Raw genomic sequence first — 12,682 nt, forward strand, 5'->3', positions numbered from 1 at the left:
CAATTCCTTTCAAATCAATGGGTTATAAAGAAAAGCGGCGAAATGATATTTGCATTTTGCAAGAAGTGCCTCGGCCAGCGTTGCATTCGGCAACCCCGCTGTTCCGCTACCGTCCGCGCGACCCCTTGGTTCCGCCACATGCAAGCCGAGCCGCCGGGAAAAAAAACTAAACTTCCGTCGCTCCCCTCCGGTCCCCCTAGCAAGGACCTCGCCCTGCCGATGCGGCGATGGTTCCGACCTGATCAACGCCAAGGACAACGTACGACCGGAGGATGACATGGGACATTCTGTTGCAGGCGTCTGCCTGGAAGAACCCGCGGTACTGACCGCCTTTCCGTCGCTGCTGCACCCGCAGGACCCGCCGCAACAGAGGGACCGAATACTCTTCGTCACCGCCGAGCTCAGCGACTTCGTCAAGGTCGGCGGGCTCGGCGACTTTTCCGCCGCCCTGCCCCGGGTGCTCAGGCGCCAGCATGCGGTACGGGTCCTGCTGCCCGGCTACCGCCAGGTGCTGGAGCGCTGCAGTGACCTGCGAATCCTCGGCAGCCTGCCGGGCCGCGCGGCGATCCCGCCGTGCGAGATCGGCCTGGTGACCCTCGACGACGGCCTGGAGGTGATGCTGGTGCTCTGCCCGTTGCTCTACGAGCGCGAGGGCACCCCCTACATGGACGACCAGGGCAACGACTGGGCTGACAACCACCTGCGCTTCGCCCGCCTCTGCCTGGCCGCCGCCGAGATCGCCGGCGGTCACGGCGCCCAGGGCTGGCAGCCGGGCCTGGTGCACGCCAACGACTGGCCGTCGGCGCTGACCCCGGCCTACATGGCCTGGAACGGTGTGCGCACGCCGAGCCTGTTCACCATCCACAACCTCGCCTACCAGGGCCTCTGCGACCTGCAGTGCAGCGCCGAACTGGGCCTGCCCGACGAAGCGCTCAGCCCCGAGAGCATGGAGTTCCACGGGCGCCTGTCGTTCCTCAAGGCGGGCATCGCCCATGCCCATCACATCACCACGGTGAGCGAGACCTACGCGCAGGAGATCACCACCCCGGAATACGGCTGCGGCCTGCACGGCATCCTCAAGTGCAAGGTCGAGAAGCGCCAGCTCAGCGGCATCGTCAACGGTATCGATGACAGCTGGCAGCCGCATTGCGATCCGCACCTGGTGGCCGGCTTCAGCGCCCGCCAATGGGCCGGCAAGCGCGCCAACACACGCTATGTCGAGGAGCGTTTCGGCCTCGAGCCGGGCAAGGGGCCGCTGTTCGCGGTGGTCTCGCGGCTGGTGCAGCAAAAGGGTATCGACCTGACCCTGGAGATCAGCGACGCCCTGCTCCAGGCCGGTGGCCGGCTGGTCAGCATCGGGCGCGGTGAACCGTCGCTGGAGAAGGCCATGCTCGATCTCTCGCGGCGTCATCCGGGCCAGGTCGGCGTGCACATCGGCTTCGACGAGACCGACGCGCGGCGCATCTATGCCGGCAGCGACTTCCTGCTCATGCCATCGCGCTACGAGCCTTGCGGCCTGAGCCAGCTCTACGCGCAATGCTTCGGCTCGCTGCCGATCGCCCGTTGCACCGGCGGGCTCGCCGACACCATCGTCGACGGCGTCACCGGCTTCCTGTTCCGCGAGGAAACCGCGCAGAGCTATCTGGATGCGGTGCTGCGCGCGATCAACGTCTACCATTGCCCCGCTCTGCTCAATGCCATGCGCTGCAAGGCGATGGCCGCGCCGATGTTCTGGCGCGACTCGGTGGAACCCTACAACCGCCTCTACCGGCGCCTGCTGAGGAATACCGCGCCGGCCTGGCGCGGGGTGCGCCCGTGATGGCGATCCGGCGCCGCTTCGGCGCCCAGCCGGAAGGCGGCGGCCTGACCTGTTTCGGCCTCTGGGCTCCAGATGCGCGCGAGGTATTGGTCGAGACCGCCGACGGCCGCAACTGGCCGCTGGTGGGTAGCGACAGCGGCTGGTTCGAGGCGACCCTGCCCTGTCCGGCCGGCACGCGCTACCGCTACCGCATCGACGGCCGCCCCGGCGTAGCGGACCCGGCCTCGCAGTTCCAGCCCGACGGCGTGCATGGCGATAGCCAGGTGGTCGACCACGCGGCCTACGCCTGGCGGGTCGACGAATGGCGCGGGCGTCCCTGGCACGAAGCAGTGATCTACGAACTGCACGTCGGCCTGCTCGGTTCCTACGCCGAGGTCGAAGGCTTCCTGCCCAGGCTGGTGGAGCTGGGCGTGACCGCCGTCGAGCTGATGCCGCTGGGCGAGTTTCCCGGGCGTCGCAACTGGGGCTACGACGGCGTCCTGCCGTTCGCCCCCGCCTCGGCCTACGGCACCCCGGAGCAGCTCAAGCATCTGATCGACAGCGCGCACGGCATGGGCCTGATGGTCTTCGTCGACGTGATCTACAACCACTTCGGCCCGGACGGCAACTACCTCGCGCAGTACGCCGCCGCATTCTTCCGCGACGACCGGCAGACGCCCTGGGGCCAGGCCATCGATTTCCGTCGCGGCGAGGTCCGCGAGTTCTTCTACGAGAACGCCCTGATGTGGCTGCTCGACTATCGCGTCGACGGCTTGCGCTTCGACGCCGTGCATGCGATCCCCGACCCCGCCTTCCTCGTCGAGATGGCCCGCCGCCTGCGCGGCGCCGCCGGCCCCGGTCGCCATGTGCACCTGGTCCTGGAAAACGACGACAACCGCGCCAGCCTGCTGCGCCAGGGCTACGACGCGCAGTGGAACGACGATGGCCACCATGCGCTGCACGTCCTGCTCACCGGCGAGAGCGACGGCTACTACCAGGATTACCGGGAGCCGCTGCGCTGCCTGGCGCGCTGCCTGGCCGAGGGGTTCGTCTACCAGGGCGAGGCCAACCGCCACGGCCGGCCGCGCGGCGAACCGAGCGCCGACCTGGCGCCGGACGCCTTCGTGCTGTTCCTGCAGAACCACGACCAGATCGGCAATCGCGCCTTCGGCGAACGCCTCAGCGTTCTCGCCGAGCCCCAGGCGTTGCGCCTGGCGGTGGCGCTGCAACTGCTCGCGCCGATGATTCCGCTGTTGTTCATGGGCGAGGAATGCGCCGCGCGCGAACCGTTCCTGTATTTCACCGATCACCGTGGTGAACTGGCGGACGCGGTCCGCGAGGGGCGGCGCAAGGAGTTCGGCGAGTTCGGCCGCTTCGGCGACGGCGCCGCCCTGGCCTCGCTGCCCGATCCCAACGCGGTGGAGACCTTCGAGCGCTCGCGTCCCGGTCTAGCCGACTGCGACCCGGCCTGGCGCGGTTTCTACCGGCAGTTGCTGGAAATCCGCCATGAATACCTGATCCCGCGCCTGCGCGGTGCCCGTTCGCTGGGCGTGACCACCATCGCTGGCGCCGCGCTGTCGGCGCGCTGGCGGCTCGGCGACGGCAGCGGCTGGCGAATCGACTTCAACCCCGGGCCGCTCGAAGCGGAAGTCGAGCCGCCGGCGGCGGCGGACCAGGTGTTGTTCCTCGACAACCTCGCCTGCGCCGGGTATCGCGGCGGCCGCCTCGGCCCCCGCAGCATCGCGGTCAGCCTGGAGCCGGCCCATGAGTGACGCACGCCTGGCCGAACTGGCCGCCGCCGTGGGCCTGCAACTCGACTGGCAGGATGCCGGCGGGCGGCCGCAGCGGGTCGACCCGGAGGTCCAGCGCGGCCTGCTGGAAGCCCTCGGCTATCCGGCGCAGAGTCCGGAGCAGATCGGACAGAGCCTGGCCGCGCTGGTCCGGCTGCGCGAGGACAGCGCCAACCTCGGGCTGCTGGTCGGCGAATGCGGCCAGCCGCTGGAACAGAGGCTCGGGCCCGCCGGCACGCCGGGCGAACTGGTCTACGAGGACGGCACGCGGATCACCCTGCGCCTTGACGCCGAAGGCCGGCTGCCGGCGCAGACCCGCAGCGGCTACGCGCAGCTGGTCCTGGAGCGCCAGGCGTGGGCAGTGGCGATCGCGCCGCCGAGCTGTCCGTCCCTGGCCAGCCTCGCGCCCGGCCGCGCGCGGCGCTGGGGGCTGGCCGCGCAGGTCTATGCGCTGCGCCGCGCCGGCGATGGCGGGCTGGGCGACAGCGCCGCCCTCGAGGACCTGCTGCGCAGCGCCGCGCGGCACGGCGCCGATGCGCTGGCGATCAGCCCGCTGCATGCGCTGGCCGAGGACAATGGCCACGCCTACAGCCCCTACTCGCCGTCCAGCCGGCTGTTCTTCAATGTGCTGCACGCCGCGCCAGCGACCATCCTCGGTGCGGCCGCGGTGGAACAGGCGATCCACCGCGCCGGCCTGGCCGCGGAGATGGCGCGCCTGGAGCGCCTCGAACTGATCGACTGGGCGGCGGCCGCGAACCTGCGCATGCGCCTGCTGCGCCAACTCCACCGTGACTTCATCGAGCGCGCCAGTCCCTTGCGCCATGACCTCGCCGAATTCCGCCGCGAAGGCGGCGAGGCCCTGCTCCACCACTGCCGCTTCGAGACCCTGCAGGCGCGTCTCGGCGCCGGGCCCGACTGGCGCCGCTGGCCGGAGTCGCTGCGCCACCCCGGCGAGCCGGCGGTGGCCGCGTTCTGCGCCGAGCACGCGGAGGAGGTGGAGTTCCGCGCCTTCGGCCAATGGCTGACCCAGCGCTGCCTGCAACATGCCCAGCGGCAGGCGCGGGAAGCCGGGATGGCCATCGGCCTGGTCGCCGACCTCGCGGTGGGCGCCGAGGGTGGCGGCAGTCAGGCCTGGTCGCGGCAGGAAGAGCTGCTCGCCGAGGTGAATGTCGGCGCGCCGCCGGACATCCTCAACCAGTCCGGCCAGGACTGGGGCGTATCCGCGTTCAACCCGGAGGGCCTGCGCCGCCACGGCTACCGGGCGTTCCGCGAGATGCTGCAAGCCAACCTGGCCTGGCCCGGAGGGCTACGCATCGACCATGTGATGGGCCTGCAACGGCTCTGGCTGATCCCGCGTGGCCAGCCGCCCCACGCCGGCGCCTACCTGCGCTATCCGCAACGCGACCTGCTGCGCTTGCTGGCCCTGGAAGCCAGCCGCGCCTCGGCGCTGGTCATCGGCGAAGACCTCGGCACCGTGCCCGAAGGCCTGCGCGAGGAACTGGCACGGCGCCAGGTGCTCGGTACCCGCGTGCTGCTCTTCGAACGCCACGGCGAACGCTTCGCTCCCCCGGCGCAATGGCCGGCGGACGCCATGGCCACTACCAGCACCCACGACCTGCCGAGCCTGGCCGGCTGGTGGCGCGGCCACGACATCCACTGGCGCGGACGCGCCGGACTCCGTGGCGCCGAGGAGTGCGCCGCCGACCTGGAACTGCGGGCGGAGGAACGCCGGGCGCTGGCCGCCAGCCTCGAACCGCCGGCCGACCCTGCCGCCGAGGCGCCGCTGGAGGCCTGCATCGATTACGTCGGGGCGACTCCCGCGCCGCTGGTGCTGCTGCCGCTGGAGGACGCCCTGGGCAGCCTGGAGCAGCCGAACCTGCCCGGTCCCGGCGACGTCCACCCGAACTGGCGGCGGCGCTGGAACCTGAACGCCGCACAGATGCTCGACACACCACAGGTCGAACGACGCCTGCGCAGCCTCGACCGCAGTCGCCGGAACGCCGGGGAGGACACCCGTGATTGAGCCCCGCGCAACCCTGCGCCTGCAATTCCATGCCGGCTTCACCCTCGACGACGCCCTGCCCTGGCTGGACTATTTCGCCGACCTGGGCATCAGCCATCTCTATGCCTCGCCGCTGTTCCGCGCGCGGCCCGGCTCCAGCCACGGCTACGACGTGGTCGATCCGACCCGGATCAACCCGGAACTGGGTGGCGAGCCGGCGCTGCTGCGCCTGGTCCAGGGCCTGCGGCAACGCGGGATGGGCCTGCTGATGGACATCGTGCCGAACCACATGGGCATCGGCGGCGGCGCCAATCCCTGGTGGCAGGACGTGCTCGAATGGGGCCGCGAAAGCCCCTACGCCAGCTTCTTCGATATCCAGTGGAACTCCCACGACGCGGCGTTGCGCGGCCAGGTGCTGCTGCCGTTCCTGCGCAGCGACTACGGCGAGGTGCTGGCTGCCGGAGAGATCGGCCTGTGTCTCGACGCCGGGGCCGGCCGCCTGCTGGCCAGCCACGGCGAACAGCGTTTCCCGCTCTGGCCGGGCAGCTACCCGGAATTGCTGGAAGACAGCGGCGAGCCGCGCCTGGCGGCCCTGGCCGCCGGCTTCCGCGAGTCCCGGCAGGACCGCGAGGCCCTGCGCGAGATGCAGCGACAACTGGCGGCGACGCTCGCCGAGGGTGCGCCGCGCGCCGCCCTGGAGCGGACGCTGGGCGCACTCCAGGAGGACCATGGCGAGACTCGCCAGCGCCTCCACCGCTTGCTCGAGGCCCAGCACTACCGCCTGGCCAGCTGGCGCACCGCGGCGGACGACATCAACTGGCGGCGTTTCTTCGACATCAGCGAACTGGTCGGCCTGCGGGTGGAGCGCGGCGAGGTGTTCGAGGCCGTGCACGGCAAGGTCTTCCAACTGCTCGAAGACGGGCTGCTCGATGGCCTGCGCATCGACCACGTCGATGGTCTCGCCGATCCGCGCGGCTATTGCCGGCGCCTGCGTCGTCGCAGCGAGCGGATTCGCGCCCGTCGCGGCGGCGCGCCGATGCTGCTGTACGTGGAGAAGATCCTCGCTGGCGAGGAACGCCTGCCGGAGGATTGGCAGTGCGACGGCAGCACCGGCTACGACTTCATGAACCAGGTCAGCCTGCTGCAGCACGATCCGCGCGGCGAGCGCCCGCTGCGCGAACTCTGGCAGAGGGTCAGCGGGCGGCCGGCGGAATTCCTCGAGGAGGTTTATCAGGCACGCCAGCTGGTTCTGGCCGGGAGCCTCGCCGGCGACCTGGAAAACCTTGCCCAGGGCCTGCTGCGAGTGGCGCGGGCCGACCTGGCCAGTCGCGACCTGACCCTCGGCGGTATCCGCCGCGCGCTGTTCCAGCTGCTCGCGCGATTCCCGGTCTATCGCACCTACGCCGGAGCCTGCGGTCGCTCGGCGCAGGACCGCGCGGTATTCCGCATGGCGTTCGAGGCGGCCCGCGAGGACCTCTACGAGGCCGACCGGACGGTCCTCGACCATCTCGAACGCTGGCTCGGTGGCCAGCCACTGCGCGAGCTGCCGCCCGGTCCGCTGCGGCGCCTGCGCGGCGAGTTGCTGGCGCGCTTCCAGCAGCTGAGTTCGCCGACCGCCGCCAAGGCCGTGGAAGATACCGCCTGCTATCGCTCGGCGGCCCTGCTATCGCGCAACGATGTCGGTTTCGACCCGCAGCGTTTCGCCGCTTCCGCCGAGCGCTTCCACGCCGCCTGCGAAGCCCGGCGCCTGGCCAGCCCGCGTGCCCTGCTGGCCACCGCCAGCCACGACCACAAGCGCGGCGAGGACGCCCGCGCCCGTCTCGCCGCGCTCAGCGAGCTGGCGCCCTGGTTCGCGCGCAACGTCGAACATTGGCAGAACCTGGCCACGCCGTTGCGCCGCGACCTCGCCGAGGGGCCGGCGCCGAGCCCCGGCGACGAGCTGATCCTGTTCCAGGCCCTGCTCGGCAGCTGGCCGCTCGACGCTCCCCGCGACGGCGCCGCGCTGGACGAGACGTTCCTCGAGCGGATGAGCGAATGGCAACGCAAGGCACTGCGCGAAGCCAAGCTGCGCACGCGCTGGACCGCCCCCGACGAAGACTACGAGCGCGCCTGCGCCGACTACCTGGAACAGCTCCTGCGTGCGCCGCTGGCGCAGGCCCTGCGCCAGTCGCTGGGCAACGCGGCGGCGCGGCTGATGCCCGCCGGCGCACTGAACGGCCTCGCCCAGTGCCTGCTGCGCCTGACCTGTCCGGGCATTCCCGACCTCTACCAGGGCCGCGAGGGCTGGGACTTCAGCCTGGTCGATCCGGACAACCGCAGGCCGGTGGACTTCGCCCGTCACGCTGCCGCCCTGGCTGCGCCGACACCCTTCCCGGAACTGCTGGAAAACTGGCGCGACGGCCGCATCAAGCAGGCCCTGATCGCTCGCGTGCTGGGGCTGCGGCGGATGCAACCGGGCCTGTTCCGCGATGGCGATTATCTGCCCCTGGAGGTCAGCGGCGAGCACGCCGAGCGCGTCCTCGCCTTCGCCCGGCGCAGTCGCCACGGCTGCCTGCTGGTGGTGATCCCGCGCCTGGCCTGCGGCCTGCTTGGCCAGGCGGAGCAGCCGCGGGTGCCGGCCGAGGCCTGGGGCGACACCTGCCTGCTGTTGCCGCCGAGCCTGTCCGAGTGCACCTACAGCGGCCTGTTTTCCACCATACCGCTGCCCAGTGACGGCCATCTGAGCCTGTCCGAAGTGCTCGCCGACTTTCCCGTCAACCTGCTTTACCGGCTCGCCCAGGAGGACACCCCATGAGCGCCGACGAAAAACGCATACGAGAGTTCGCCTACCAGATCTGGGAATCCGAGGGTCGACCCGAAGGCCAGGCCGAGCGCCACTGGGCCATGGCCCGGCAACTGGCCGAGGCGGAAGCCGCGGCGCCCGCGGCGAAGAAGCCGCGCGGGCGGGCCAGGCCCGGCGAGGAGACTCCCGCCCTGCTCCAGCCGCCGGCGGCCAAGCCGCGCAAGCCGAGGGCCGCCGCGCCGGCGCGGCCGGCCAGCGAGAAACCGGCGGCGGCCAAGCCGCGCAGCCGCCGCAAGCCCGAAGCGGGCGAATGAGGAGTCCGATGAATGAGCAGAAAGCGTAGCCACGCCCCTTCGCGGATCAGCGAAGGACGCCCCTTTCCCCTCGGCGCCACCTGGGACGGCCTGGGGGTCAATTTCGCGCTGTTCTCGGCCCACGCGACCAGGGTCGAGCTGTGCCTGTTCGACGCGCGCGGGGAAAAGGAGATCGAGCGCATCGAATTGCCCGAGTACACCGACGAGATCTGGCATGGCTACCTGCCAGATGCCCATCCGGGGCAGATCTACGGCTACCGGGTGCATGGCCCCTACGAGCCGGACGCCGGCCACCGCTTCAATCCCAACAAGCTGCTGCTCGACCCCTACGCCAAGCAGCTGGTCGGCCGCCTGCGCTGGTCCGAGGCGCTGTTCGGCTACACCATCGGCGCGGCGGACGCCGACCTCAGCTTCGACGAGCGCGACAGCGCGCCCTTCGTGCCCAAGTCGAAGGTCATCGATCCCGCCTTCACCTGGGCCGAGCGCCCGCCGGTACGCGTGCCCTGGGACCGCACGGTGATCTACGAGGCGCACCTGCGCGGGCTCAGCATGCGCCACCCGCAGGTGCCGGAGGCGGTGCGCGGCACCTTGGCCGGGCTGATGAACGCCGAGTTGCTGGCGCATATCCGCCGGCTCGGGGTGACCAGCGTCGAACTACTGCCGATCCATGGCTTCGTCGACGACAAGCACCTGCTGGAAAACGGCATGAGCAACTACTGGGGCTACAACAGCATCGCCTTCTTCGCCCCGCACCCGGCCTACCTCGCCAGCGGCCAGGTCAACGAGTTCAAGGAGATGGTCGCGCACCTCCACGACGCCGGCCTGGAGCTGATCCTCGACGTGGTCTACAACCATACCGCCGAAGGCAACGAGCTGGGCCCGACCCTGTGCATGCGCGGCATCGACAACGCCTCGTACTACCGCCTGATGCCCGAGCAGCGGCGCTACTACATCAACGACTCCGGCACCGGCAACACCCTCGACCTCAGCCATCCCTGCGTGCTGCAGATGGTCACCGACTCGCTGCGCTACTGGGCCACGGAGATGCGCGTGGACGGCTTCCGTTTCGACCTGGCGACCATCCTCGGCCGTCATCCGGACGGCTTCGACGAGCGCCACGGCTTTCTCGTCGCCTGCCGCCAGGACCCGGTGCTGAGCCAGTGCAAGCTGATCGCCGAACCCTGGGACTGCGGCCCGGGCGGCTACCAGGTCGGCGGCTTCCCGCCCGGCTGGGCGGAATGGAACGACCGCTTCCGCGACTGCGTGCGCGCCTACTGGCGCGGCGACGACGGCATGCTGCCGGAACTGGCGCGACGCCTGACCGCCTCCGGCGATCTCTACGACCAGCGCGGACGGCGGCCCTACGCCTCGGTCAACTTCGTCACCGCCCACGACGGCTTCACCCTGCGCGACGTGGTTTCCTACGACCACAAGCACAACGAGGCCAACGGCGAGAACAACGCCGACGGCAGCGACCACAACCTGTCCTGGAACCACGGCTGCGAGGGCCCCACCGACGACCCGGAGATCCGCGCTCTGCGCCTGCGCCAGATGCGCAACCTGCTGTCTACCCTGCTGCTGTCCCAGGGCACTCCGATGCTGGTCGCCGGCGACGAGTTCAGCCGCACCCAGCAGGGCAACAACAATGTCTATTGCCAGGACAACGAACTGGGCTGGATCGACTGGCGGCTGGACGACGAGGGCCGTTCGCTGCTGGCCTTCACCCAGCGCCTGCTGGCCCTGCGCCAACGCTATCCGATCCTGCGCAGGGGGCGGTTCCTGGTCGGCGAGTACAACCAGGCGCTGGGGGTCAAGGACGTCACCTGGCTGGCTCCAGGGGGCGAGGAAATGACCGAGGAGCACTGGCACGACGAGCACGCCCGCTGTCTCGGCGTGCTCCTCGATGGCCGCGCGCAGCCCACCGGCATCCTGCGCAGCGGCGAGGACGCCACCCTGCTGCTGATCCTCAACGCCTACCACGATGCGGTGTCCTTCCGCCTTCCCGAGGTGGCCGAAGGCAGCGGCTGGAACTGCCTGCTGGATACCCAGCGCCCCGAGGAACCCCTCGGCGAGGGCTATGCCTTCGCCAGCGAGTTCCTGGTCGGCGGCCGCAGCTTCCTGCTCTTCGAGCTGCAGCCGCCGGGAACGGGAGCGCAAGGATGAACGGCGGGGAAAAAACCTGAACCGCCTCCGACACCTCCAGTCGGAACCTGTAGGTGCCGCACGCGGCGCCCGCACATCCACCCTACACAGGAGGACAGCATGAAGATCAGCGACATCATGACCCGCAACGTCCAGGTCGCCGACCCGCAGCAGAGCATCCGCGAGGCGGCCGCCACCATGGCGCGGATCGACAGCGGCGCCCTGCTGGTCGGCGAGGGCGACCGCCTGGTCGGGATGATCACCGATCGCGACATCGCCATCCGCGCGGTGGCCGATGGCCTGCCCGGCGAGACCCCGCTGGGCCGCATCATGAGCGGCGACATCCACTACTGCTTCGAGGACGAAGACGTCCAGCACGTGGCCCGCAACATGGCCGACATCCAGATGCGCCGCCTGCCGGTGCTCAATCGCGAGAAGCGGCTGGTGGGCGTGGTATCGCTGGGCAACATAGCCAGCTGCCGCGACCAGGCGTCCAGCGCCACCGTCCTGCAGGGCGTCGCCCAGGCCCACTACTGAGCCTTTCTTCCACCCGGCCCGGCCTCGCCGTTCCGGCCGAGGCCGGGCCCCAACCGGGAGAACGCCATGAAAGCCGTGGTATTCCATGATATCGGCGACATCCGCCTCGAAGACGTGGCCGAGCCGCGACTGCGGGAGCCCACCGACGCCATCGTGCGCCTGACCGCCTCGGCGATCTGCGGCACCGACCTGCATTTCGTCCGCGGCAGTGTCGGCGGCATGCGCCCCGGCACCATCCTCGGCCACGAGGGCGTAGGCATCGTCGAGGCGCTGGGCGACGAAGTGCGCAACCTGCAGGTCGGCGACCGGGTGGTGATCCCCTCGACCATCGCCTGCGGCAATTGCGTGTACTGCCGCGCCGGCTACTACGCCCAGTGCGACGTCGCCAATCCCGGCGGCGCGCAGGCCGGCACCGCGTTCTTCGGCGGACCGCAGGCCAACGGCGGCTTCCACGGGCTGCAGGCGGAAAAGGCGCGGATTCCCTTCGCCAACATCGGCCTGATCCGCCTGCCCAGCGCCATCAGCGACGACCAGGCGATCCTGCTCTCGGACATCTTTCCCACCGGCTACTTCGGCGCCGAACTGGCCGAGATCACTCCAGGAGACACCGTCACCGTGTTCGGCTGCGGGCCGGTCGGCCAGTTCGCCATCGCCAGCGCCCTGCTCATGGGGGCCGCCCGGGTGTTCGCCGTCGACCGCCACCCGGATCGCCTGCACATGGCCCGGCAACAGGGCGCCGAGGTGATCGACTTCGAGCGCGAGGACCCGGTCCAGGCCCTGCGCTGGCTGACCGGCGGGATCGGCGTGGACCGCGCCATCGACGCCGTGGGGGTGGACGCCGAGCACAGCCATGGCGCCGCCACTGCGGCGCCACGCCAGGACGGTACCAGCTGGAGCCCCGGCAACGCTCCGGCGCAGGCCCTGGAGTGGGCGGTCCAGGGCCTGGCCAAGGCCGGTACGCTGTCGATCATCGGCGTCTACGCCGAGGACTCGCGGCAGTTTCCGATCGGCCTGGCGATGAACCGCAACCTGACCATCCGCATGGGCAACTGCCACCACCGCAAGTACATCCCGCGCCTGCTCGACTACGTGCTTAGCGGCCGCATCGACCCGGCGCGGATCCTCACTCAGGTCAAGCCGATCGGCGACGCCATCGAGGCGTTCGAGGCGTTCGACCGCCGCGAGACCGGCTGGATCAAGGTCGAGCTGACGCCGCAGAAGCAGCGGGTCGAGGGCGACGAGGAGCGCGTCGACGAGAGCGTGGTGGACGAACTGGCGCGCCGGCCAACGCCGGAGAGCGGCGCCCGGGGGTGAGGC

General features: G+C 70.4%; 8 protein-coding genes. All 8 read left to right on the forward strand.

Annotation, left to right across the window (positions count from 1 at the left end):
* The first annotated feature begins 277 nt into the window (after window positions 1-277).
* The 8 genes from glgA to PSPA7_RS14985 all read left to right on the forward strand — a co-directional run bounded on the left by glgA (window position 278) and on the right by PSPA7_RS14985 (window position 12,679).
* On the forward strand, window positions 278-1,819 hold the full coding sequence (gene glgA, locus PSPA7_RS14950; protein WP_012075900.1) for a glycogen synthase GlgA: 1,542 nt from the start codon (window positions 278-280) through the stop codon (window positions 1,817-1,819).
* Entirely contained in the window at window positions 1,819-3,570 is a 1,752-nt protein-coding gene (gene treZ, locus PSPA7_RS14955) for a malto-oligosyltrehalose trehalohydrolase (protein WP_012075901.1), read from the forward strand. Before glgA ends, treZ begins: the two co-directional genes overlap by 1 nt.
* Window positions 3,563-5,611, forward strand: a complete 2,049-nt coding sequence (gene malQ / locus PSPA7_RS14960; RefSeq protein ID WP_012075902.1) for a 4-alpha-glucanotransferase — start codon at window positions 3,563-3,565, stop codon at window positions 5,609-5,611. Before treZ ends, malQ begins: the two co-directional genes overlap by 8 nt.
* Window positions 5,604-8,384: a malto-oligosyltrehalose synthase gene (locus tag PSPA7_RS14965; protein WP_012075903.1), complete on the forward strand. Its 2,781-nt coding sequence runs from the start codon at window positions 5,604-5,606 to the stop codon at window positions 8,382-8,384. The genes malQ and PSPA7_RS14965 overlap by 8 nt, the downstream gene beginning before the upstream one ends.
* Window positions 8,381-8,686 (forward strand): DUF2934 domain-containing protein, encoded by a 306-nt coding sequence (locus PSPA7_RS14970; RefSeq protein WP_012075904.1) that lies wholly within the window; start codon window positions 8,381-8,383, stop codon window positions 8,684-8,686. Before PSPA7_RS14965 ends, PSPA7_RS14970 begins: the two co-directional genes overlap by 4 nt.
* A gap of 12 nt (window positions 8,687-8,698) precedes the next feature.
* A complete protein-coding gene (gene glgX / locus PSPA7_RS14975; protein WP_012075905.1) occupies window positions 8,699-10,849 on the forward strand; it encodes a glycogen debranching protein GlgX in 2,151 nt (716 codons plus the stop codon).
* 99 nt (window positions 10,850-10,948) lie between these two features.
* A complete protein-coding gene (locus PSPA7_RS14980; RefSeq protein ID WP_012075906.1) occupies window positions 10,949-11,365 on the forward strand; it encodes a CBS domain-containing protein in 417 nt (138 codons plus the stop codon).
* A 66-nt stretch (window positions 11,366-11,431) separates the two neighbouring features.
* Window positions 11,432-12,679 carry a zinc-dependent alcohol dehydrogenase gene (locus tag PSPA7_RS14985; RefSeq protein WP_012075907.1) on the forward strand — a complete coding sequence of 416 codons (1,248 nt, stop codon included), beginning with the start codon at window positions 11,432-11,434 and terminating at the stop codon, window positions 12,677-12,679.
* The last annotated feature ends 3 nt before the right edge of the window (window positions 12,680-12,682 follow it).

This window comes from Pseudomonas paraeruginosa PA7 (assembly GCF_000017205.1).
GTDB classification, from domain to species: domain Bacteria; phylum Pseudomonadota; class Gammaproteobacteria; order Pseudomonadales; family Pseudomonadaceae; genus Pseudomonas; species Pseudomonas paraeruginosa.